22 protein-coding genes and 2 tRNA genes are annotated in these 21,273 nt (G+C 70.9%); 3 read left to right on the top strand and 21 right to left on the bottom strand.

Annotated features, from left to right (window positions below; all coding sequences use genetic code 11):
• Positions 1-19: 19 nt before the first annotated feature.
• Positions 20-979, top strand: coding sequence for a 1-acyl-sn-glycerol-3-phosphate acyltransferase (locus ACFHYO_RS11620; RefSeq protein ID WP_231555275.1), 960 nt, complete (start codon positions 20-22; stop codon positions 977-979).
• A 6-nt stretch (positions 980-985) separates the two neighbouring features.
• Here the strand turns inward: ACFHYO_RS11620 and ACFHYO_RS11615 are convergent, their stop codons facing one another.
• From ACFHYO_RS11615 to ACFHYO_RS11515, 21 genes are all read right to left on the bottom strand, one after another.
• On the bottom strand, positions 986-1,804 hold the full coding sequence (locus tag ACFHYO_RS11615; protein ID WP_394320579.1) for a formate/nitrite transporter family protein: 819 nt from the start codon (positions 1,802-1,804) through the stop codon (positions 986-988).
• Between the two features lie 54 nt (positions 1,805-1,858).
• Complete coding sequence (locus tag ACFHYO_RS11610) at positions 1,859-2,887, bottom strand: trans-3-hydroxy-L-proline dehydratase (RefSeq protein ID WP_394320577.1); 1,029 nt, start codon at positions 2,885-2,887, stop codon at positions 1,859-1,861.
• Between the two features lie 4 nt (positions 2,888-2,891).
• Positions 2,892-4,565 carry a cis-3-hydroxy-L-proline dehydratase gene (lhpI, locus tag ACFHYO_RS11605; protein WP_394320575.1) on the bottom strand — a complete coding sequence of 558 codons (1,674 nt, stop codon included), beginning with the start codon at positions 4,563-4,565 and terminating at the stop codon, positions 2,892-2,894.
• A complete protein-coding gene (locus tag ACFHYO_RS11600; protein WP_394320574.1) occupies positions 4,562-5,563 on the bottom strand; it encodes a 4-hydroxyproline epimerase in 1,002 nt (333 codons plus the stop codon). The genes lhpI and ACFHYO_RS11600 overlap by 4 nt, the downstream gene beginning before the upstream one ends.
• Position 5,564: 1 nt before the next feature.
• Positions 5,565-6,803, bottom strand: a complete 1,239-nt coding sequence (locus tag ACFHYO_RS11595; protein WP_394320572.1) for an NAD(P)/FAD-dependent oxidoreductase — start codon at positions 6,801-6,803, stop codon at positions 5,565-5,567.
• Positions 6,804-6,817: 14 nt separating this feature from the next.
• Positions 6,818-7,540 carry an amino acid ABC transporter ATP-binding protein gene (locus tag ACFHYO_RS11590; RefSeq protein ID WP_036701460.1) on the bottom strand — a complete coding sequence of 241 codons (723 nt, stop codon included), beginning with the start codon at positions 7,538-7,540 and terminating at the stop codon, positions 6,818-6,820.
• Positions 7,533-8,186 carry an amino acid ABC transporter permease gene (locus ACFHYO_RS11585; protein WP_036701462.1) on the bottom strand — a complete coding sequence of 218 codons (654 nt, stop codon included), beginning with the start codon at positions 8,184-8,186 and terminating at the stop codon, positions 7,533-7,535. The genes ACFHYO_RS11590 and ACFHYO_RS11585 overlap by 8 nt, the downstream gene beginning before the upstream one ends.
• An 8-nt stretch (positions 8,187-8,194) precedes the next feature.
• Positions 8,195-8,860, bottom strand: coding sequence for an amino acid ABC transporter permease (locus tag ACFHYO_RS11580; protein ID WP_394320570.1), 666 nt, complete (start codon positions 8,858-8,860; stop codon positions 8,195-8,197).
• 60 nt (positions 8,861-8,920) lie between these two features.
• Positions 8,921-9,742, bottom strand: coding sequence for an ABC transporter substrate-binding protein (locus ACFHYO_RS11575; RefSeq protein WP_052512996.1), 822 nt, complete (start codon positions 9,740-9,742; stop codon positions 8,921-8,923).
• Between the two features lie 143 nt (positions 9,743-9,885).
• Positions 9,886-10,848, bottom strand: a complete 963-nt coding sequence (locus ACFHYO_RS11570) for a dihydrodipicolinate synthase family protein (protein ID WP_036701467.1) — start codon at positions 10,846-10,848, stop codon at positions 9,886-9,888.
• A gap of 99 nt (positions 10,849-10,947) precedes the next feature.
• Entirely contained in the window at positions 10,948-11,664 is a 717-nt protein-coding gene (locus tag ACFHYO_RS11565) for a GntR family transcriptional regulator (protein ID WP_036709407.1), read from the bottom strand.
• Between the two features lie 152 nt (positions 11,665-11,816).
• On the bottom strand, positions 11,817-12,512 hold the full coding sequence (locus tag ACFHYO_RS11560; RefSeq protein WP_394320567.1) for a fumarylacetoacetate hydrolase family protein: 696 nt from the start codon (positions 12,510-12,512) through the stop codon (positions 11,817-11,819).
• 32 nt (positions 12,513-12,544) lie between these two features.
• Entirely contained in the window at positions 12,545-12,691 is a 147-nt protein-coding gene (locus ACFHYO_RS11555; protein ID WP_394320565.1) for a hypothetical protein, read from the bottom strand.
• Between the two features lie 38 nt (positions 12,692-12,729).
• Positions 12,730-14,127 (bottom strand): class II fumarate hydratase, encoded by a 1,398-nt coding sequence (gene fumC / locus ACFHYO_RS11550; protein WP_394320563.1) that lies wholly within the window; start codon positions 14,125-14,127, stop codon positions 12,730-12,732.
• Positions 14,128-14,223: 96 nt separating this feature from the next.
• Positions 14,224-14,784 carry a class I SAM-dependent methyltransferase gene (locus tag ACFHYO_RS11545; protein WP_036711629.1) on the bottom strand — a complete coding sequence of 187 codons (561 nt, stop codon included), beginning with the start codon at positions 14,782-14,784 and terminating at the stop codon, positions 14,224-14,226.
• A gap of 136 nt (positions 14,785-14,920) precedes the next feature.
• Positions 14,921-15,391, bottom strand: a complete 471-nt coding sequence (locus ACFHYO_RS11540) for an SspB family protein (RefSeq protein ID WP_394320561.1) — start codon at positions 15,389-15,391, stop codon at positions 14,921-14,923.
• A gap of 120 nt (positions 15,392-15,511) precedes the next feature.
• Positions 15,512-15,588: transfer RNA gene (locus ACFHYO_RS11535), tRNA-Asp, on the bottom strand.
• A gap of 27 nt (positions 15,589-15,615) precedes the next feature.
• Positions 15,616-15,692, bottom strand: a tRNA-Asp gene (locus ACFHYO_RS11530).
• Between the two features lie 210 nt (positions 15,693-15,902).
• Complete coding sequence (locus ACFHYO_RS11525) at positions 15,903-17,099, bottom strand: hypothetical protein (protein WP_394320559.1); 1,197 nt, start codon at positions 17,097-17,099, stop codon at positions 15,903-15,905.
• A 178-nt stretch (positions 17,100-17,277) separates the two neighbouring features.
• Positions 17,278-18,072 carry a PRC-barrel domain-containing protein gene (locus ACFHYO_RS11520; protein WP_394320557.1) on the bottom strand — a complete coding sequence of 265 codons (795 nt, stop codon included), beginning with the start codon at positions 18,070-18,072 and terminating at the stop codon, positions 17,278-17,280.
• A 138-nt stretch (positions 18,073-18,210) separates the two neighbouring features.
• Positions 18,211-19,335 carry an anhydro-N-acetylmuramic acid kinase gene (locus ACFHYO_RS11515; RefSeq protein WP_394320555.1) on the bottom strand — a complete coding sequence of 375 codons (1,125 nt, stop codon included), beginning with the start codon at positions 19,333-19,335 and terminating at the stop codon, positions 18,211-18,213.
• Between the two features lie 91 nt (positions 19,336-19,426).
• On the opposite strand from ACFHYO_RS11515, the gene tyrS reads away from it, so the two are divergent.
• Together tyrS and ACFHYO_RS11505 are read left to right on the top strand one after the other, a co-directional pair.
• On the top strand, positions 19,427-20,674 hold the full coding sequence (tyrS, locus tag ACFHYO_RS11510) for a tyrosine--tRNA ligase (protein WP_394320554.1): 1,248 nt from the start codon (positions 19,427-19,429) through the stop codon (positions 20,672-20,674).
• Positions 20,671-21,273 (top strand): PfkB family carbohydrate kinase (locus tag ACFHYO_RS11505; protein ID WP_394320552.1); only part of this gene is annotated, 603 nt, incomplete at its 3' end. The genes tyrS and ACFHYO_RS11505, both read left to right, overlap by 4 nt.

The raw sequence follows: 21,273 nt of genomic DNA, 5'->3' as shown, positions 1-21,273 counted from the left end.
GGGAAATAATCGCCCCACGATGATCAGGTCGTCCGATCCGAACCTCGCCCCGCCCGGCCCCCTGCCGGCGCTGGCCGAGATGCAGCAGCGGCTTGACCCGCTGATCGCCGAACGGGCGCCGTGGCTCTATTCCGGCAAGCCGCACCACACCCTCGCTCGCTGGGGGATGATGCGGCTTCTGCGCTATCCGCGCTCGATCATGCTGGCGGCCGAGTTCCGCGACCTGCCCACCGCCGAGATCATGCGCCGCATCTCGGCGCTGATCGTGCGCGACATCCGGGTCGAGGGCCTTGAGCACATCCCCGCCACCGGCCCGGCGCTGATCGTCTCGAACCACCCGACGGGGATCGCGGACGGGATCGTGCTGCACGCGGTCGTCTCGGCGGTGCGGGACGATCTCTTCATCTACGCCAACCACGACATGATCCGGGTGCTGCCGCAGACGGAAGAGCTGATCGCCCCAGTCGAGTGGCGGCTGGAAAAGCGCAGCCACGCCAAGACCCGCTATACCATGGACTATACCCGCCGGGCGCTCGGGCAAGGCCGGATCGGGCTGATCTTTCCGTCCGGGCGGCTGGCCAAGCGGCACGGGCTGACGCTGCACGAGCGGCCGTGGATGCCGTCGGCCGCGATGATCGCGCGCAAGTTCGACGTGCCGGTGATCCCGCTCAACATCCGGGCGCGGAACTCGGCGCTGTTCTACCTGCTCGACGCGATCCACCCGACGCTCAGGGACGTGACGCTGTTCAACGAGGTGCTGAACAAGGCCGGGCACACCTACCGCATCACCATCGGCGCCCCGATCCCCGCGGCCACCCTGCCCGCCCGGTCCGAGGACGGGATCGAGGCGCTGCGCCACGCGGTGCTCTCACTCCCCCCGCCCGGCCCCGAGGCCGCGCATCTGTCGCACCTGCGCGAGGCGCGGCGGCGGCGCGGGATCGGCAAGCCCGCCGGGACGCTGCCGCCCGGCCGGCCCTGAGCCGCGTCAGGCCTCGCGGTCGTAGCCCAGCCAGTAGCCCAGCGCGATCAGCCCGCCGCCGACGATATTGCCGAGCGTGGACCACAGCAGGTTGTGCGCGAACCCCGCAGCGGTCAGCGAGGGGTCCGCGACCGCCCCGGACTCGGTCCACAGCACCCCCAGCCCGGCCGGGATCAGCGACATGTTGGCGACGGAATGCTCGAACCCGCCGGCGACGAAGGCCGCGATGGGCGGCACGATCACCAGCACCTTGCCCGGTAAGGTGCGCGCGGCGAACGTCATCCACACCGCGAGGCAGACGAGCATGTTGGCGAGGATGCCCGAGGCGAAGATCGCCCCCGCCCCCTTCGCCGTCTTTGACCCGGCGGTGTCGAGGATCGCGGCCTGCATCAGCCCGTCGCCCGCCTCGGCCCCGCCCGCCGCGAGGAACAGCGCGACGATCAGCACCGAGCCTATGAGGTTGCCCAGATAGACCAGCGCCCAGGCGGCGGCGATCTGACCCATCCCGCTGTCGCCCGCATAGAGGCGGGAGAGCATCAGCGTGTTCCCGGTGAAAAGCTCCGCCCCCGCGATCATCACGAGGATCAGGCCGAACGAAAACGCCGCCCCGGACAGCGCCTGCACGAAGCCATATGGCACCGTGTCGGGGACCGACTGAACGATCAGGAAGAAGACCGAGCCGAAGGCGATGAACGCCCCGGCCATCACCGCCAGCGCGACGGTCTGGCCCGTGCCCAGCGCCAGCTTGTCGCCATACGCGGCCCGCGCCTTGGCCGGCAGGTCGGCCGGCTCGAAATCGTCGGGTGTGGTGTCGGCGCCGCTCATCCGCTGTCCTTCCCTTGGGTCGGGGGTCAACGGCTGCCCGCACGGGGCGTTCCGTCAGCGCGCGCCCCAGGTGTCGGACAGGCGGTAGCCCTCGGGCCACGGGTCGTCGGGGTCGAGCATGTGCTGGTGAACCCCGGTGATCCAGCCACGCCCCGAGATCTCGGGCCGGATCGCCGGGGTGCCGCCCACCTCGGTCTCGCCGAGGATACGCCCCGCGAAGGTCGAGCCGATGAGCGAGCGCACCGTCAGCCGGTCCTCTGCCCCCATCTCGCCCCGCGCCGCCAGCACCGCCATCCGCGCCGACAGCGCCGTGCCGGTGGGCGAGCGGTCCACCTTGCCCGGCCGGATCGCCACTGCGGCGCTGCTGGTCAGCTCATGCCCGTTGCGGGTGACGGGGCCTGCGAAGAGGCAGAACGAGAAATGCCGCCAGTCCGGGTTGGTCGGGTGGTGAAAGCCTATCTGCGCGTCGGCGGCCGTGGTGATCTGCACCCCCAGCCGGGCGATGGCGTGTGCCTCGTCCGTGACCAGCGCAAAGCCAAGCGCGGCGGCGTCCACGATCACGAAGCTGTCGCCGCCATAGGCCGTGTCGACGGTGATCGTGCCCAGCCCCTCGACCGTCAGCGGCACGTCCAGCCTTGAGGCGAAGCTCGGCAGGTTCTCGACGAAGATGCGCTCGGCCTTGCCGTTCCGGCATTCGGCCCGCACCCGCACCAGCCCGCCCGGCGCCTCGAGCACCAGCCGCGTCTCGGGCTCGGTCATCGGCACCAGCCCACCGTCCAAGAGCACGGTCGAGACGCAGATCGAGTTCGACCCCGACATCGGCGGCGTGTCCTCCGGCTCCATGATGATGAAGGCGGCGTCGGCCTCGGGGTGCCTGGGCGGGACGAGCAGGTTGACGTGCCGGAACACCCCGCCCCGCGGCTCGTTCAGCACGAAGTTCCGCAGCCGCCCGTCCGCGGCGATCCAGCGGGACTGCGCCCAAAGCGTCTCGCCGGGGGGCGGCAGGACGCCGCCTACGATGACGTCGCCGACCTCGCCCTCGGCATGGGCGGAGATCACGTGGATGGTCTGGCTGGATCGCATCGCCTCACTCCTTCAGCCACGGCGGCAGGCCCTGCGGCGCCTGCCCGGTCAGCGCCGCGCGGGCGCAGTCGCCAAGGCTGCCGAAGCGCAGCGCGCGCCCCGAGAGCCCCGGCCCGTAATGGGCGTATTTGGCCGAGTTCGTCATCACCACGCGGGCGGCGGGCGGAAACACCGGCTCGGTGATCGAACACCAGCAAAGGTCGGGGATCAGCCTGACGCCCCGCGCGGCGAGCCGGGCGGCGGTGCCGTCGGCCTCGAGCGCCGCCAGCACCCCGCGGCCCAGCGTCAGGATCAGCGGCACAGCCAGCGGCCCCGGCCCGGCCGCGTCGAGCGCCGCGGCCAGCGCCGCGGCCTCGGTGGCCGAGGCATGGGGGCTGCCGATGGCGACCAGATCGACGTCCGCGGGGCCATCGTTCAGCGCCGCCCAGCCCGCCGCCAGCGCCGCCCGGTCGAGCGTCACCGTGTCGGCGTCCGGCGCCACCTGTCCGGCCTCGGGCGTCACCCCCTCGATGTGCAGCATCGGCGCGGCCGAGGTGGTGCCGAAGGCCGCACACAGCGCCTTGAGGTCGTCCGCCCCCGCGGCGCCCGCGCCCCGGATCAGCGGGATGCGGTCGGGCGCCGCCGCCCCCGCGACCCACCCCAGCAGCGGCCAGAAGGGATCGTCCGCCCCCGCAGGCCGCGTGACCGTCAGCACCCGACGCGCCTGCCGGTTGGCGTCGAGATAGACCCCGGTGTCCGGCGCGAACCCGGTCAGCGCGATGCACAGGTCGAGGAAATCCGGGTGCTTCTCGGTCCGCGCCCCCAGCACGCTGTTGGCGTGGATCACCGCGTTGGATTCCGACCAACCGATCACCTCCCCGAACCGTGGCGGGTCGTCGAGATAGGGCGCGCAGGTGAAGTTCGGCCGGCACCCCATCGCCACATAGGCGTCGGCGAGCCGCTGCGCCGGGCCGCCGAAGTCGGGCGGCACGCCCTGCGTGCGCCAGTTCGCGTGGTCCACCGAGATCGCGTTCATCGTCGTGGACACCCGCACCCGCGCGCCCATCGCGGCGAAGGCCTCGGCAAAGCGCAGGTTGGCGGGCGAGGCGTAGATGCAGCCGTCGATATGGGCGCGGCTGACGGGGACCAGCCGTGCGGCCCCCTGCTGGCGCGCGGTCGCCGTGACGATCCGCATCGCCAGCGCCGCGGCCTCGCCCTCGGCGCCGTCCAGCATCGCCTGCTGCGCGTCCGTCAGCGCCAGCGCCGCGGCGGGCAGCGACCCGAGGGGCAGCCGCAGCCCGTCCGCGACCAGCACCTCGGCCTCGATCCGCACCGATCCGGCGCGGGACAGAGCCGCGCGGGTCTCAGCCGACACCCGCAGCACCGGCAGGGGGGCGCCGAACAGCGCCGCCGCGACCTGCGCGCCGAGCGTCGCCACCTCCTCGGGGTCCGAGAACACCAGCGCCGCCGGCCCCTGCCCCGACAGCACCATGTCCAGCACCACCCCCGAGCCGCTGCACGAGCCGCGCGTGCCCGGCAGCACCAGCACCGCGCCCCCGAGCGACCGGCCGGCCAGCGGATGGTGCACGTCGATCACCCGCCCCGTCGCCGGGTCCACCCCGCCCCAGAAGCTCAGCGGCGCATCCGCCGCCAGCACCGGCCCCTCGGCCACACCTGGCAGGATGCGGGTGGCGCTCACCGGACCACGAAACCGTGCGCGAAGGGGTCGCGGTCGTCGATGAAGATGGTGTTGTAGCCGGTCATCCGCGCCCATCCCGCGATCGAGGGGATGATCGCGGCGCGGTCGCCCACCCGCGCGTCGGCCTCGACCCGGCCCTTGAAGATCGAGCCGATGATCGATTCGTGGTGGAACTCGTCCCCCACCCCCAGCCGCCCCTTGGCGGCCAGCTGCGCCATGCGGGCCGAGGTGCCGGTGCCGCAGGGGCTGCGGTCGATGGCCTTGTCGCCATAGAACACCGCATTGCGGGCGTGCGCGCCGGGCTGGGTCGCGACCCCGGTCCACAGGATGTGCGACAGACCGTTGATCGCCGGGTGCTCGGGGTGGAGGAACTCGTATTTCGCGTTCAGCGCCGCGCGCAGCTTCGGCGACCAGCCGATCAGCTCGCCCGCCGTATGGTCGGCGATGTCGCGGAAGTTCTTCTGCGGCTCGACGATGGCGTAGAAATTGCCGCCGTAGGCGACGTCCACGACGATCTCGCCCAGGCCCTCGACCTCGGCGGTCAGGCCCTCGGCGTAGAGGAAGCCGGGGACGTTGGTCAGCCGCACCTCCTCGACGAAGCGGCCCTCCTGCACGTAGCTGATGTCGACCTTGCCGGCGGGCGTCTCGATCGACAGGGCGCCCGGCGCGCGCGGGGTGATGAGGCCGTTCTCGATCCCCATGGTGATCGTGCCGATGGTGCCGTGGCCGCACATCGGCAGGCAGCCCGAGGTCTCGATGAACAGCACCGCCACGTCGCAGTCGGGCCGCGTCGGCGGATAGAGGATTGAGCCCGACATCATGTCGTGGCCGCGCGGCTCGAACATCAGGCCGGTGCGGATCCAGTCGAACTCGCGCAGGAAATGGGCGCGCTTCTCGAGCATGTCGGCGCCCACGAGCCGCGGCCCGCCGCCGGCGACGAGGCGCACCGGGTTGCCGCAGGTGTGGCCGTCGATGCAGGTGAAGGTGTGGACGGCCATGTCAGAACCTCTGGGGCGAAAACGGGGACAGGTCGAGGACCGGCGCGGCGCCGGTCAGCAGGTCGGCGACCAGCCGGGCGGTGCCGGCGGACTGGGTGAGGCCCAGGTGGCCGTGGCCGAAGGCGTGGATCACCCGCGGCGTTGCCCGCGCCCGGCCGATGGCGGGCAGGCTGTCGGGCAGCGAGGGGCGGAAGCCCATCCATTGCGTGCCGCCCTCGGTCCTGAGCGCGGGCAGGAACGCCTTGGCCTTGGCCAGCATCGCCTGCGCGCGGCGCCAGTTCGGCGGCAGCGCCAGCCCGCCCAGCTCGACCGCGCCGCCGACCCGGATCCCGGTCGAGAGCCGCGTGACGACGAACCCGTGGCCGCCAAAGGTGACCTGCGTGCGCAGGTCCAGCGCGTCGGGCGGCAGCGTGGTGTTGTAGCCGCGCTCGGTCTCGAGCGGGATGCGCTCGCCCAGCGTCCGGGCGAGGCGGTGCGAATGGGCCCCGGCGGCCAGCACCGCCTGCGCCGCGGTCAGGCGGCGGCCGTCGGCGGTTTCGGCCACGATGCCGGTGTCGGTCGCGGAGAGCCGGGTGACGGCGGCGACCTCGATACGGCCGCCGCGGGCGCGGAAATGCTCGGCGAGCGCGAGCGTGTAGAGCTTCGGGTCGTCGATGGAATACCAGCCGGGGGTGAAGGTGCCGCGGATGAACCGCGGGGCAAGCCCGGGCTGGATCGCCGCCATCTCCTCGCGCTCCACATGGCGGAACGCGATCCCGTGCGCCGCGCGCGCCGCCCAGCCGGGGGCGGCGGCGGCGAACTCGGCGTCGCTTTCATAGACCTGCAGGTTGCCGTCCTTCCGCAGCATCCCCTCGGTCCCGGTGGCCCTGAGGAACGGCTGCAATTCGTCGCGGGACAGGTCCATCAGCGCCGTCTGCGCCGCGATCGAGGCCGCCACCCGGCCGGGCCGGCAGGCGGCGGCAAAGCGGAGCATCCACGGCGCGATCCTGAGCGCATAGGCGGGCGGCACCGTCAGCGGCCCCACCGGGTCCATCAGCCAGCCCGGCGCCTTGCGCATGATCCCCGGCGAGGCGAGCGGCAGGATGTCGGTAAAGGCAAACGCCCCCGCGTTCCCGGCCGAGGCGCCCGCCGCCGGCCCCTCGCGGTCCACGACCGTCACCGACAGGCCGCGCGCCTGGGCCGCAATCGCCGCCGACAGGCCGACCACGCCGGCCCCGATCACCAGAACATCAGGCTGCATCGCGGGGCGTCCTGTCAGTGGGTCGCGGCCAGGAACTTCTGCAACTCGGGCGTCTTCGGCGCCCCGAACAGCTCGGCCGGCGGGGCGATCTCGCGCATCACGCCCTGATGGAAGAAGGCCACGCGATCAGAGACTTCGCGCGCGAACTTCATCTCGTGGGTGACGCAGATCATGGTCATCCCCTCGCGCGCCAGCATCCTGAGCGTGTCCAGCACCTCGCCCACCAGCATCGGGTCGAGGGCCGAGGTCACCTCGTCGAACAGCATGTAGGCCGGCTGCATCGCCAGCGCCCGGGCAATCGCCATGCGCTGCTGCTGGCCGCCCGACATCCGCCCCGGATAGACGTCGAGCTTGTCGCCAAGCCCCACGTGCTCGAGCTGCTTCTTCGCCTCGGCCTCGGCCTCGGCCCGGCCCATCCCCAGCACCTTGCGCGGCGCCAGCGTCACGTTGTCGAGCACGGTCAGATGCGGGAAGGCGTTGAACTGCTGGAAGACGATGCCGATCTTGCGGCGCAGCTTGTTGAGGTTGGTGGACTTGGCGTGAACCTCGGTCCCGTCGACAAGGATGCGGCCGGAATCGATCGGCTCAAGCCCGTTGATGCAGGTCAGCAGCGTCGATTTCCCCGACCCCGAACCGCCGATCACCGTCAGCACCTCGCCCTTGGCCACCGTCAGGTCGATGCCCTTGAGCACCTCGAGCGGGCCGAAGGATTTGCGGACGTTCTCGATCTCAATCATGGGACCACCGTCTTTCAAGCCAGCCGCCGAACCGGGCGAGCGGGAAGCTGATGAGGAAATAGAAGGCACCGCAGATCAGCAGCAGGAACAGCGGCTCCTGCAGGCGGGTGATGAGGATCTGGGTGGATTTGAGCAGCTCGGTGACCTGCACGACATAGACCAGCGCGCTGTCCTTCATCACCCCGAGCGCCAGCCCGATCCAGGACGGCAGCGCCACGCGGGTGGCCAGCGGCATGACGATGTTGGCCATGTCCTGCCACCAGTTGAGCCCCAGCGAGCGTGCCGCGCGGCGCGTGGTGGCCGGCACCGCGCCGATGGCGCCGCGCACGATCTCGGCGCAATAGGCGGCGGTGTAGAGGGTCAGCACCCCGCAGGCGATGGTGAAGCCCGACAGTTGCAGCCGCAGCACCATGCCCATGAAGGCATTGGCGAGGACGAGCTGGATGAGCAGCGGGATCGAGCGGAACACGTCGAGCACGAAGGTCAGCGGCGCCGCCCAGACCGGCCCGACCTGGGTGCGGAACACCCCGAAGATCACGCCGAGGATGGTGCCGAGCACGACCGAGATCGCGGTGACGAGCAGCGTCATCCCCGCGCCCTTGGCGAGGAAGACGAGGTCGGCCGAGGTGAGTGCGGTGTCGAACATGGCGCCCCTCAGTACCGGAACATCCGCGCCGCAAGCAGGCGCGCGCCGAGCTGGACGGTCTTGGTCATCAGGTAGAAGATCACCGCGGCGATGGCGAACAGCTCGAAGGTGCGGAAGGTGAGCGCGTTCAGGTCCTGGGTGACGCCGTAGAGGTCGGTGTTCATCCCCACCGTGACGCCGAGCGAGGTCATCAGGATCGCCCACACCATCTGGTTGGTCATCGGCAGGAAGGCGATGCGCAGCATCTGCGGCACGACCACGTAGCGGAAGGATTGCAGCGGCGTCATCCCCAGCGACCGCCCGGCCCGCGGCTGGGTGTCGGGAATGGCCTTGAGCGCGCCGCGGAAGTTCTCGGCCAGGTAGCCCGCGTTGTTGAAGGTGATCCCGATCAGCAGCGAGGTGAAGGGCGAGAAGTGGATGCCGAAGCTCGCCACCCCGAAATGCGCCATGTAGATCTGGAACAGCGCCGGCGTGTTGCGGGCGATCTCGACCCAGGCGGTGGCGAACCCCGACAGGATGCGGCTCCCCGACAGCCGGAACAGCGTGAGCACGATGGCCAGCAGGATGCCGAGGGCCATCGACAGCAGCGCGATCTGCAGCGTGACGGCCGCGCCGTCGAGCATCTGCGGCAGGCGGGCGAGCGCCTGTTTCCACTGGAACGTATAACCGAACATGCGCCCCCCTATCGGTCAGGCCGGGCGGCGCGCGGCCTCAGCCGGCGCCGCCCCTGCCGATCAGCGATAGACGCCCTTGATGGTCAGGTCGGCAGGCTCACCCTCGCCCACCCACTTGTTGTACAGTTCCTTGTAGCGGCCGGTGCGGACCTGCTGGTTGATGAACAGGTTCATGTAGTTGATGAGCCCGTATTCCTGCCGCAGCGTGAAGAGAGACACGTAGTCCGGCACCATCGGCGCCTTGTCCACGACGCGGATGCCGGGGAAGTTGCCCGACTTGACGTTGGCGTTGGCGACCTCGACCGTCGAGACGGTGGCGTCGAGCTGGCCCTGGCTCAGCGCCAGGAATACGTCGGCCTGGGTCTGGTAGGGCCGGAACTGCCCCTCGCCCCACTCCTTGACCTTGCCTTCCAGCCAGATCGCCTCGTAGGTGCCGGCGGTGGCGCCGACGGTCTTGCCCTTCATGCCTTCCCAGTTGGTCATCTCGACCTTGTCGTTGGCGACGACGGCGTTCTCGAAGGCGTAATAGGGGATGGTCATGCCGACCGTCTTGGCCCGCTCGAGCGTGTCCGAGGTCGAGGCGACGCCGACATCGACGCGGCCCGCCATCAGCGCCGGGATGCGCTCGGGGAACGGGGTCTCGACGATCTCGGCGGTGACGCCCAGCGCCTTGGCGAGGTCGTTGCAGTAGTCCACGTCAAAGCCGACCGGCTGGTTGTTGGCGTCGCGCGACCCCATCGGCGGGAAGTCGAGCACCACGGCGCAGCGCAGCGTGCCCGAGGCGATGATGTCGTCGAGCTTGTCGGCCTGCGCCGTGCCCGCAAGCGCGGTCGCGGCCATGAGCCCGAAGGCCAGAGTCTTCACGGTGGTCTTGGCGGTCATGTGTCTCTCCCTGTTCTCGGGCGCTCTGGCCCGGTTTCGATTCCCGATTGTTCCCACCTTCGGGTGAGCGCCGCCACGGATCAATCTGAAATACATGGATTATGCAGATCGATCCGCCTCTCTCCGGCGGCGTTGGGCGGACCTCAGGGCAGGCAGTCCTGCACCGCGCCGGGCAGCTTGCTCCACTCCGCGTACCAGGCGCGGAACTGGTTGAACTGCGCTTCGGCCCAGGCCCGCTGGCTCGGGGTCAGCTCGTCGGTCTCGTTGAAATGCAGCGCGTATTCGGCGTCGCCCTGCATGACCATCATGTGCTTGTAATAGAGGACAAGGTCCGTCCCCTCGTCCCAGGTCGACAGCACCTCGAGCGCCTCGCCCAGTTCGCGGGCGCGGACGCGGGCATCGACGTCGCCGGTCGCGGCCTTCTGGGCCAGTGCGACGAAGTGCAGCACCTCGCGCGGGATGGCGTTGCCGATGCCGGTGATCGTGCCCGCCGCACCTGCCTTGACGTAGCCGTGGTAGACGCCGGTATCGACGCCCGCCATCAGCACCACGTCGGGGTTGCCCGCGGTGATGTACTCGGCGGCATAGGACATCGCGGCCTTGCCCCCGAACTCCTTGAAGCCGACGAGGTTCGGGTGCTCGGCCCGCAGCGCGAAGAACAGGTCGGCGCGGGTCTCGAACCCGTAGTGGGGCGAGTTGTAGATCACCGCCGGCAGGTCGGGCGCGGCCGACAGGATGGCCTTGAAGTGGTGACGCTGGGCGATGGGCGAGTTGCCACGCGACAGCACCCGCGGGATCACCATGAGGCCCGCGGCGCCGATCTTCTGCGCATGGGCGGCGTGGGCCACGGCCGAGGCCGTGTTGACCGCGCCGGTCCCGACGATCACCGGGATGCCGGCCTTGACCAGCCGCTCGACGCCTTCCATCCGCTCCGCGTCCGTGAGCAGCGGCCAGTCGCCCATCGAGCCGCAATAGACGACCGAGGACATCCCCGCCTCGATCAGCTCGCGCGCCTTGCGGACCAGCGCCTCGAAGTCGGGCTTCCGGTCGGCGGTGCAGGGGGTCATCAGCGCCGGGATCACGCCAGTGAAGATCGCAGGGGTCATCGGGCCGTCTCCTCCTCATGTCACAGCCGGGCGGTGCCCGACTCGTCCTCGCCGCTCACTCTGCCCGATTGTATTTTACTTGTCGACAAGAATTTGAAGCTAAAGCGCCGGGTCGTCGCGGTCGTCGCGCGCGAGCAGCGCCTGGATGTGGGCCACGATCTGGTCGGCATGGGCGCGCCCCAGCCGGTCGGCGGCGCCCACGTCGCCCGAGGCGATGGCGGCGATGATCGCCTCGTGCTCCTCGACGTATTCCTGCGGCAGACGGTCGTCGAAGGACTGGTAGTAGAGCCGCAAGAGCCGCCGCCCCTCGTCCAGCATCCGCACGAAGAACTGCGTGTAATAGGGATTGCCCCCCGCCTCGGCGATGGCGGCATGGAAGGCGCGGTTGGCGGCGATCATCGCCAGCGCGTCCTGGGCGTTCACCGCCGCGGCATAATCAGCCTGCGCGGCGCGGATGCGGGCCAGGTCGGCCGGGGTGTGATAGCGCGCCGCCTGCCGGTTGCTGACCCGGTACATCAGCGTGATCGCGTCGAAGAAATGATGCAGGTTCAGATAGTCGATGGGCGCGACCATCGTCGAGCGGTTGGGCAGCGTGTCCACAAGCCCCTCGCCGGCCAGGCGCACCAGCGCCTCGCGGATCGGGGTGCGCGACATCCCGAAGCGTTCGGCCAGCGCCACCTCGTCCAGTGCGCTGCCGGGGCGCAGCACCAGGTCGAGGATCTCATCGCGGAGGGTTTCATAGACAAGGCGCACGCCGGACCCCCGACGGCGCTCGGGCGCGGCGTCGGGCAGGGCTGCCAGGCTCTCGTCGGTCATCGATTCGGTTCTCTTCGCAAGGGAGCAGCGGGGGGCGTGGCGGGGCCGCGTCCGGCACGCCCGCCTGCCCCGCCGGTGTTAACGGCCCCGGGCGCGTCGGTATATGGTTTTCTCGGTCAAGCGGTTGCGCGCGGCTCAGGCGCCGCGCAGCCTCAGTCCGCGGGCCCGACCGAAAGCGTCACCGGCGCCAGCCCGTCGATCCGCCCCTCGAGTCGGTCGCCGGGGACCACCGCCCCCACCCCCGCCGGGGTGCCCGTCATGATCAGGTCGCCCGGCCCCAGCCGTTCGTAGCGCGAGAGGTCCGCGATCAGCTCGGGCACGCGCCAGACCATCTCGGCCAGCACCGCGTCCTGCCGCAGGTCGCCGTTCACGCTGAGCGCGATGCGCTGCGCGTCCGGGGTGAACCCGGCGGCGGGCGTCAGCGGCCCGATCACCGCGCTGCCCGCGAAGTCCTTGCCCATCGACCAGGGCCGCCGCTTGTCCTTGGCCGCCGCCTGCAGGTCACGTCGGGTCATGTCGAGCCCGACGCCGTAGCCCCAGACCAGCCCCATCGCCGCCTCGGGCGCGACGCGGAACCCCGCGGCGCCCAGCGCGACCACCAGCTCGACCTCGTGATGCAGGTCGGCGGTCGCGGGGGGATAGGGCTGGGTCGTCCCCGAGGGGACCACCGCCAGCGCCGACTTGGTGAAGTAGAATGGCGCCTCGCGGTCCACCTCGGCCCCCATTTCGGCGGCGTGGGCGGCGTAGTTGCGCCCGACGCAGAACACCCGGCGGACCGGGAAGCGGGCGTCGGAGCCCTCGACCGGAAGGGTCGGCCAGTCGGGGGCGGGAAAGAGAAGCGTGGTCATGCGGGTCACCCGAGTTGAGGGGCCGGCGGCTTTCACCGCCAGCCCGAGAGGACGAACGGCGCCAGCAGCGCCGCCAGCACGATCACGGCGCCCCGCAGGCTGGCGCGGCCCACCGGCACCGCGAGGCGGGCGTGGTGAGCGCGGATGCCCTGCCCCGCCGCCGCGAGCCCCCGCGCCACCAGCCGGCGCAGGGGCGGCTCGGCGGCACGCCTGCGCGTCAGTGCTCGGGGCCGACCATCTGCTCGGGGCGCACGATGCGGTCGAACTCCTCCTCGGTGACGAAGCCGAGGCCCACGGCCTCCTCGCGCAGGGTGGTGCCGTTCTTGTGGGCGGTCTTGGCGACCTTGGTGGCGTTGTCATAGCCGATGGTGGGCGCGAGCGCCGTCACCAGCATCAGGCTTTCCTTCATCAGCTTCTCGATCCGCGGCCGGTTGGCCTGCGTGCCGACCACCATGTTGTCGGTGAACGACCCCGCCGCGTCGCCCAGAAGCTGCATGGACTGTAGCACGTTATAGGACATCATCGGGTTGTAGACGTTCAGCTCGAAATGCCCCTGGCTGCCGGCAAAGCCCACCGCCGCATCGTTGCCCATGACCTGCGCGCAGACCATCGTCAGCGCCTCGGCCTGGGTCGGGTTCACCTTGCCCGGCATGATCGAGCTGCCCGGCTCGTTCTCGGGCAGGATCAGCTCACCCAGACCCGAGCGCGGGCCCGAGCCGAGCAGCCGCAGGTCGTTGGCGATCTTGAAGAGGCTTGCCGCGACCGTCTTGAGCGCGCCCGAGAAGAACACCATCGCATCGTGCGCGGCCAGCGCCTCGAACTTGTTCGGCGCGGTCACGAACGGCAGCCCGGTGATCGAGGCGATCTCGTCGGCAATGGCCGTGTCCCAGCCCTTCTTCGTGTTCAGCCCGGTGCCGACCGCGGTGCCGCCCTGCGCCAGCTCGTAGATCTGCGGCAGGCACATCCGCACCCGCTCGATCCCCATGCGGACCTGATGGGCGTAGCCCGAGAACTCCTGCCCCAGCGTGAGGGGGGTGGCGTCCTGGGTGTGGGTGCGGCCGATCTTGATGATGTCGGCGAACTCGTCGCGCTTGCGCTCGAGCGCGTCGGCGAGCTTTTCCAGCCCCGGCAGCAGCACGTCGCGGGCCACCATGCCGATGGCGACGTGCATCGCGGTCGGGAAGGTGTCGTTCGACGACTGACCCATGTTGACGTGATCGTTGGGGTGGACCGGCTTCTTCGACCCCAGCTCGCCGCCCAGGATCTCGATCGCGCGGTTCGAGATCACCTCGTTGGCGTTCATGTTCGACTGCGTGCCCGACCCGGTCTGCCAGACGACCAGCGGGAAGTTGTCGTCGAACTTGCCGGCCACGACCTCAGAGGCCGCCTGCACCATCGCCTCGCCCAGTTTGGGGTCGAGGTTGCCGGTGGCCATGTTCACCTGCGCCGCCGCCTGCTTGATGACGCCGAGCGCCCGGACGATGGCCACGGGCTGCTTTTCCCAGCCGATCGGAAAGTTCTGGATCGAGCGCTGCGTCTGCGCGCCCCAGTACTTGTCGGACGGCACCTCGAGCGGGCCGAAGCTGTCGGTTTCGGTGCGGGTGGTCTTGGTCATCGGGTGCCTCCGCGGTGTTTGGGGTTGCCGGGGTGATAGGCAAGCCCCTGCGCGAAGGCAATTCTCTGGTTGCGTTAACGGACGCGGGATGCGCCGCTAACCGGCCTCGACCTGCCGGAAGGCATAGACCTGCGCCGGCGGCAGGTTGCGCCAGATGCGCCGGCTGCGGGTGAAGCTGAGGCCCAGGTCCTCGCGCACCCGCTCGGACAGCGGTGGCTGGGTGCCGTAGGTGATCTGCACGAAGGGCGCGCCGGGCTTCAGCATCCACAGCGCCGCGCCGACGATGGCGTGCTGCATCTCGTCGGGCATCGGCAGCGTGGGCACGCCCGAGATCACCGCGTCGAGGTTCTTGCGCCCTACGTTCACCATGTCCTGCGCCGGGCGGTTGTGCACCGTCACCCCCGGAAAGGCGTCCCGCAGGCGCGCGCAGAAGGCGGCGTTCAGCTCGTAGAGCTCGAGCCGGGCGGGCGGCAGGCCGCGGGCGAGGATGGCGCGGGTGATGGTGCCGGTCCCGGCGCCGATCTCGGCCACGGCCTCCATCTCGGGGCGGATGCAGCGGGCCATCTCGTGCGCGGCGGCGCTGGCGGTGGGCGCAATGGCCCGGATCTCGGTCGGGCGACGGATCAGCTGGCCGAGAAAGAGAGAGAGGTCGGACATCGGGGCTCTCATGCGGGGGGCGGGTTCCGCCCTCCCTTAGCCGCGCGATGTGACAGTCGCGCCGCGGCCCCGTGTCGGCCGCGCGTCAGTCCCGCGACGGTCCGATGTCAGCCGAAGGCCGCAGCGCCGTTCGCGGTTATTTCCGCCACTTGTCGAGGCTGACGACCTCGGCCCCGCCGGTGGCGGGGGTCGAGGGCGCGGCGGCCTCGGGCTCGGCCGGGGTCTCGGCGGTCTCCTCGTCGTCCTCGCCGTCCTCCTGCGTCTCGAACCGCAGCCCGAACTCGACCGAAGGGTCGACGAAGGTCCGAAGCGAATCGAACGGGATGTAGAGCGGCTCGGGCGAGTTGCCGAAGTTCAGCGTGATCGCGAACCCCTCGTGCGTCACCGCCAGGTTCTCGAACCAGTGCTGGATGACGATGGTCATTTCCTCGGGATAGCGCTCACGCAGCCAGTCGGCCATCTCGACCCCCTCGTCGCGGGTATCGAAGGTGATGAAGAAATGATGTTCGCCCGGCAGGCCGTCCTCGGCCACGGCCTGCAGCACATCGGCGATCAGACCCTGCATCGCCCGATGCATCATGCCGCCATAGTCGATTCCGCGTGCCATGTGGCGTCTCTCCTGCAGGCTCGTCCCTTGGGTCGAGCATAGGGATGGCGCGGGGAATGAAAAGCCCGGCGCGTCGGGGCGACGCGGCGGCGCAACGGTCAGGTCGGGAAAGGGGAAGGATGGCGCGGTTGACGGGGCTCGAACCCGCGACCCCCGGCGTGACAGGCCGGTACTCTAACCAACTGAGCTACAACCGCGCATGGTCCAGGGCGATGGTGTGGTGGTGGCGCGGTTGACGGGGCTCGAACCCGCGACCCCCGGCGTGACAGGCCGGTACTCTAACCAACTGAGCTACAACCGCCCAACCACACCCGGATCGCCTCCGGGGTGCGGGGGGTTTACGCAGCCCCGCCGGTGCGGTCAAGCGACAAAGCGCGGGTCGGATGGGTTTCCCGCAAAAAACCCCCGACCCCGGATGCAGGCGCGCGGCGGGGCCGTCATCACCCCCGCGCGGAACGTGAAAAGGCCCCGCGGGTGCGGGGCCTTTCCGGTCCAGAGGCCAAGCCTCGGATCAGTTGCGGGTGTAGGCCGGCAGGTTTTCGATCTGGTCGGCGGGGGTGCCGACATAGGCCTCGAGGTCGCCCGCGGGGGTGCGCTGGAACGAGATCTGGTCGAGCGGATACGCAACCTGACGCTCGCCGATCCCGAGGAAGCCGCCCACCGACACGATGGCCGAATTGTTGGCGGCGTCGAAGGCATCGATCTCGCCGATCTCGCGGTAGTCGTTGCCTTCGCGGGCAAACACCTGCAGCCCGTCGAGGCCCTCGCCGGTCACTTCACCGGCCGGGACGGCGTTATAGCCCTCACGCAGCGCGATGTCCGAAGCCATCACCGGAGCCACGGCCACGGTGCCATCGGCGGGCGCCGCGGCGGGGGCGGCAGCCGGAGCAACAGCGGCGCCGGCGGCCGGGGTAGCGCCGGTCACGTTGACCGCGGCATCACCCTGCTCGACTTTGACCTGAGCCTCGCCGGCCTTCTCGACCGCGACTTCCGGGGCCGGGGCGGCGCCGACGTTGACCTGCGCTTCGCCGGTCTGCTGGACGTCGACTGTGGCCTCGTTCTGGCGGATCTCGACCTGAGCCTCGTTGGCCTTGGTCACCTCGACCTGGGCCTCGGCGTCGGTCACGTTGACCTTGGCATCGGCGCTCTCGACGACGACGCGCGGCTCGGGCTGAACGAAGGAGACGACCGGCTCGGGCACGTCGACGGTGACCACCGGGGTAACGTCACCCACGGTCACGACCGGATCGGGCAGCGCCACCGAGACGACCGGCTGCGGGATGTTGACGGTGACGGTCGGCTCGGCCTGGGTCACGGTGATCTTCGGGGCGCACTGCTCGACGTTCACCTCGGGCGGGGCCTGGGTGACGGTCACCGTCGGCTCGGGCTGTTCCACCGTCACCTGCGGCGCGGGCTGGTTCACCTTCACGTCCGGGGTCGGCACGTTGACGTTCACGGTCGGCTCGGCCTGCTGGACGACGACTTGGCCGCCTGGGACGGCAACGGTCGCGTCGGTCGCCGGGGCGACGGCCGGGGCCGTGGTCGCCGCGTCGGTCGCCGCAGGCGCCGTCGTCGCAGGTGCCGCAGGCGCCGTCGCATCGGCGGCGGGCGCGGTCGTCTCGGCCGGGGCCGGGGACGTCTGGGCCATCGCGCCGGCTGCGACAAAGGCCAGGGCGGCCGCGGTGCCCAGAAGCTGCTTGATCATCATGGGGAGTTTCCTCTCGGTCATTCTAAGGTCATTTTTGTTATGACGTGCCCGCCGGTGTCTCAGGCATCGCTGTCACAACAACTTGACCCGCCTAGGGTTCCCCAGAATTGGAAAGGGCGCCCTTAGGGCGCCCTTGTTCTTTGTTAAGCGGGGTGGCCGCCGCAAGGGCGGCTACAAATCACTTGAGCACGGTGGTCGAGTCGAAGTCGGGCAGCGCCTCGAGCTCTTCCTTGGTGAAGTTGGTGGCGTAGAACACGTCGTCACCGATCCGCACCAGGTGCAGGGCGTCCTTGCCCAGCAGCACGGTCTTGGCGCCGAGGCCCAGGAACCCCCCGATGTCGGCGGTGTAGCCCATGATGTTGCCCTCGGGGTCGACCACGATGTCGCCGACCTTGGCGATGTCGGTCCACTCGGCCGGACGCTCGGTCATGGTCGTGTCAGCCCACGCGGTCGAGGACGGCTGGTTGGTCGTCCAGATCCGGCGGTTCATGATGTACGAGCCCAGCAGACCGGGGTTCTCGGCCGACATCACCGGCGCATCGACGTCGGGGGCCACGACAACGGCGTCAGCCGGGGTCGCGGTGGTCGCCGTGGTGGTGGTGGTCGCCGCCGGCGCCGTGGTGGTGGTCGCAGCCGGAACGGTCGTGGTCGTGGTGGTCGCGGTGCCTGCGGTCGCGGCCGCGTCGGCCTTCTCCTCGGCCTTGTCCGCCGCATCCTCGGCGCGGTCAGCGGCATCCTCGGCCTTGTCGGCGGCCGAGGTCGTCACCGCCTCGTCGACCTTGTTGCCGGCGGCGTCAACCGCGTTTTCGGCCTTGTCGGCGGCGTCCTCGGCCTTGTCGCCCGCGGCGGCCACCGGGTCGGCGACGGTCGTGGTGGTGGTCGTGGCCGGCGCAGGCGCCGGGGCGGCGGTCTGCGCCATGGCGAAACCGGTCAGCGCAAGCGACGAGGTCGCGGCGAGAAGCAAAGCTTTCATCGGGTCAGTCCTTCCTCTAGGTCTCGGCGGCGACCCTTCCGGACCCCCGCTTCGAGCCGACAACGCACCCCGCGAGAAAGTCGTTCCCTCGGAAATGTTTCCGCGCCGCAGGCGAGGCGGCCGCCCGCCGCGCGCCCCTCACGGAGCGCTGATCCGCCCCCCGCAGACCGGGCCCGGAACGCCGGTCGTGGACGGCCCCGAGGTCGGCAACCCGCGCAGCACCCGCACGGCGAGAAAGGCAAAGGCCTGCGCCTCGATCATGTCGCCGTCGAGGCCCGCGGCCTCGACCGGCTGCACCGTGACGCCCGTGCGGGTGCCCAGCGCCGCCATCAGCGCCGCGTTCCGCCGCCCGCCGCCGCAGACGAGGATCGACGCCGGGCGCGCCGGCAGCAGCGCCAGCCCCGCCGCGACCGCCGCCGCCGCGGCGTGGACCAGCGTCGCCGCGGCATCGGCCTCATCCATCTGCGCGACCGCCGGGCCGAGCGCCGCGAAGGCATCCCGGTCCAGCGACTTGGGCGCCGGCCGGGCGAAATACGGGTGGCGCAGGAAGTCCGCGATCACCGCCTCGCGCGGGGCCCCCGCGGCGGCCAGCGCCCCGCCCTCGTCGCGCGCAGCACCCCGTCGCGCCCGCATCAGGTCGTTCAGCGGCGCGTTCGCCGGGCCGGTGTCGAAGGCAAGGCAGGCACCCAGCGGATCGGCCGCGCGCGGGTCGCACCAGGTCAGGTTGCCGACCCCGCCGAGGTTGAGGAACACCACCGGCGCGGACGGCAGTCGCCCCTGCCCGACCGCCCAGCGGGCCAGCGCATGGTGAAAGACCGGCACCAGCGGCGCCCCCTCGCCGCCCTGCCGCACGTCCTCGGTGCGAAAGTCCCACACCACGGGCCGCCCGGTCGCCCGCGCCAGCCGCCACCCCTGCCCGGCCTGGTGGGTCCGCCCCCCGGCCGGATCATGGGCAAGCGTCTGGCCGTGGTAGCCGATCACCGCCGCCTCGGGGAAATCCGCCGCGAGCGCCGCGTGCGAGGCGACCGACAGCGCCGCCGCCGCCGCGACCCCCGGCTCACCCGGCCAGCGCCCGAGGGCGGCGTGCAGCACGTCGGCCTCGGCCGCGCCGTAGGGGCGAAAGCCGCTGCGCCCGAAATCCGCGATCTCCTCGCCGTCGGTCATCAGCACCGCCGCATCGACCCCGTCGAGCGAGGTGCCCGACATCATCCCCAGCGCCGTGACCATCCGGCCCCGGGTCAGGCCCCCCGCCGTGCCGAACATCCGCCCCTCGCTTTCCCTTGCCCCTGGCCGGCTGTATAGCCACGTCGAAACCTGGGGAAAAACCCCTGCCACCCGACCCGGAGCTGCGCCGATGACCACATACCGTCCGAAATCCGACTTTCTCGGCGTGATGATCGAGCGCGGCTATCTGGCCGACTGCACCGACCTTCAGGCCCTCGACGAGGCGCTGATCGCGGGGCCGGTCACCGCCTACATCGGCTACGACGCGACGGCGGCCAGCCTGCACGTCGGGCACCTGCTGAATATCATGATGCTGCGCTGGTTCCAGAAGACCGGCAACCGCCCGATCACGCTGATGGGCGGCGGCACGACCAAGGTCGGCGACCCGTCCTTCCGGTCCGAGGAACGCCCGCTGCTCGACGATGCCGCCATCCAGCGCAACATCGACGGCATGGGGCAGGTCTTTGCGCGCTACCTCGACTACGGCCCCGAGGGCGCGCGGATGCTCAACAACGCCGAATGGCTCGACGGGCTCAACTACCTCGAGTTCCTGCGCGACATCGGCCGGCATTTCTCGGTCAACCGGATGCTGTCCTTCGAAAGCGTCAAGTCGCGGCTCGACCGCGAACAGTCGCTGTCGTTCCTCGAGTTCAACTACATGATCCTGCAGGCCTACGACTTCCTCGAGCTCTACCGGCGCTACGACTGCCGGCTGCAGATGGGCGGGTCGGACCAGTGGGGCAACATCGTCAACGGGATCGACCTGACCCGCCGGGTGCTCGACCGCGAGATCTGGGGCCTGACCTCGCCGCTGCTGGCGACCTCGGACGGGCGAAAGATGGGCAAGTCGGCGGGCGGCGCGGTGTGGCTGAACGGGGCGATGCTCTCGCCCTACGAGTTCTGGCAGTTCTGGCGCAACACCACCGACGCCGACGTGGGCCGCTTCCTCAAGCTCTACACCGAGCTGCCGGTCGCGGAATGCGAGCGTCTGGGCGCGCTCGGCGGGTCCGAGATCAACGCGGCCAAGGTGCGGCTGGCCAACGAGGTCACGGCGCTGCTGCACGGCCCCGAGGCCGCCGCCTCGGCCGAGGCGACCGCGCGCGAGGTGTTCGAGCAGGGCGGCGCCGGCGGCGACCTCGAGGTGGTGACGCTGCCCGCCGCGGTGCTGGCCGAGGGGGTGAGCGTCCAGCAGATGCTGGTGCAGTCGGGGCTGGTCGGCTCGGGGAAAGAGGCCAAGCGGCTGATCGCCGAGGGCGGGCTCAGGCTCGACAACGCCGCCGTCAGCGACCCGCAGGCGATGGTCACGGCCGCGACGGTGGGCGACGGGATCAAGGTCTCGATCGGCAAGAAGAAGCACCGGATGCTGCGCCCGGCATGAGCGCGGCCCTGCCCGTCCTCTGTCTCGGCGCGGTGCTCTGGGACGTGATCGGCCGCAGCCCGGCGCCGATGGGGCCGGGCGCCGACGTGCCGGGCCGTATCCGCCACCAGCCGGGGGGCGTCGCGCTTAACGTCGCCGCGGCGCTGGCCGCGCGCGGGCGGGCGGCGGCGGTGCTGGGCGCGGTCGGCACCGACCCCGAGGGCGCGGCGCTGATCGACGCGGCCCGCGCGCTGGGGGTGGGGGTGGACTGGGTTCACCGCGATCCGGCGCGCCCCACCGACGCCTACATGGCAATCGAGGACAGCGAGGGGCTGATCGCCGCCATCGCCGACGCCCACTCGCTCGAGGCGGCGGGCGAGGCGGTGCTGGCGCCCCTGCGCGACGGCCGGCTGGGCAGCGCCGCCGACCCATGGCGCGGCCTTGTCGTGGTGGACGGGAACCTCACGACCGCGCAGCTCGCAGCCATCGCCGCCGACCCGGCGCTGTCCCGCGCCGACCTGCGGGTGGTGCCGGCGAGCCCGGGCAAGGCCGAACGCCTCGCCCCGCTGATCGGGCCGGATCACGTCACGCTCTACCTCAACCGCGCCGAGGCCGAGACG

This window comes from Paracoccus panacisoli, assembly GCF_042435015.1.
GTDB classification, from domain to species: Bacteria; Pseudomonadota; Alphaproteobacteria; order Rhodobacterales; family Rhodobacteraceae; genus Paracoccus; species Paracoccus panacisoli.
The sequence above is the reverse complement of the archived record's forward strand: the minus strand, read 5'-3'. Positions and strand labels throughout refer to the sequence as shown.

What these genes read in the sequence shown, in the direction of transcription:
- ACFHYO_RS11540 (WP_394320561.1), bottom strand. Translation starts at nt 15,391, where the DNA reads ATGGCACGCGGAATCGACTATGGCGGCATGATGCATCGGGCGATGCAG.
- ACFHYO_RS11525 (WP_394320559.1), bottom strand. Translation starts at nt 17,099, where the DNA reads ATGATGATCAAGCAGCTTCTGGGCACCGCGGCCGCCCTGGCCTTTGTC.
- ACFHYO_RS11585 (WP_036701462.1), bottom strand. Translation starts at nt 8,186, where the DNA reads ATGTTCGACACCGCACTCACCTCGGCCGACCTCGTCTTCCTCGCCAAG.
- ACFHYO_RS11615 (WP_394320579.1), bottom strand. Translation starts at nt 1,804, where the DNA reads ATGAGCGGCGCCGACACCACACCCGACGATTTCGAGCCGGCCGACCTG.
- ACFHYO_RS11600 (WP_394320574.1), bottom strand. Translation starts at nt 5,563, where the DNA reads ATGGCCGTCCACACCTTCACCTGCATCGACGGCCACACCTGCGGCAAC.
- ACFHYO_RS11595 (WP_394320572.1), bottom strand. Translation starts at nt 6,803, where the DNA reads ATGCAGCCTGATGTTCTGGTGATCGGGGCCGGCGTGGTCGGCCTGTCG.
- ACFHYO_RS11570 (WP_036701467.1), bottom strand. Translation starts at nt 10,848, where the DNA reads ATGACCCCTGCGATCTTCACTGGCGTGATCCCGGCGCTGATGACCCCC.
- fumC (WP_394320563.1), bottom strand. Translation starts at nt 14,127, where the DNA reads ATGACCAAGACCACCCGCACCGAAACCGACAGCTTCGGCCCGCTCGAG.
- ACFHYO_RS11515 (WP_394320555.1), bottom strand. Translation starts at nt 19,335, where the DNA reads ATGTTCGGCACGGCGGGGGGCCTGACCCGGGGCCGGATGGTCACGGCG.
- ACFHYO_RS11545 (WP_036711629.1), bottom strand. Translation starts at nt 14,784, where the DNA reads ATGTCCGACCTCTCTCTCTTTCTCGGCCAGCTGATCCGTCGCCCGACC.
- ACFHYO_RS11610 (WP_394320577.1), bottom strand. Translation starts at nt 2,887, where the DNA reads ATGCGATCCAGCCAGACCATCCACGTGATCTCCGCCCATGCCGAGGGC.
- ACFHYO_RS11580 (WP_394320570.1), bottom strand. Translation starts at nt 8,860, where the DNA reads ATGTTCGGTTATACGTTCCAGTGGAAACAGGCGCTCGCCCGCCTGCCG.
- tyrS (WP_394320554.1), top strand. Translation starts at nt 19,427, where the DNA reads ATGACCACATACCGTCCGAAATCCGACTTTCTCGGCGTGATGATCGAG.
- ACFHYO_RS11575 (WP_052512996.1), bottom strand. Translation starts at nt 9,742, where the DNA reads ATGACCGCCAAGACCACCGTGAAGACTCTGGCCTTCGGGCTCATGGCC.
- ACFHYO_RS11620 (WP_231555275.1), top strand. Translation starts at nt 20, where the DNA reads ATGATCAGGTCGTCCGATCCGAACCTCGCCCCGCCCGGCCCCCTGCCG.
- ACFHYO_RS11520 (WP_394320557.1), bottom strand. Translation starts at nt 18,072, where the DNA reads ATGAAAGCTTTGCTTCTCGCCGCGACCTCGTCGCTTGCGCTGACCGGT.
- ACFHYO_RS11590 (WP_036701460.1), bottom strand. Translation starts at nt 7,540, where the DNA reads ATGATTGAGATCGAGAACGTCCGCAAATCCTTCGGCCCGCTCGAGGTG.
- ACFHYO_RS11565 (WP_036709407.1), bottom strand. Translation starts at nt 11,664, where the DNA reads ATGACCGACGAGAGCCTGGCAGCCCTGCCCGACGCCGCGCCCGAGCGC.
- ACFHYO_RS11560 (WP_394320567.1), bottom strand. Translation starts at nt 12,512, where the DNA reads ATGACCACGCTTCTCTTTCCCGCCCCCGACTGGCCGACCCTTCCGGTC.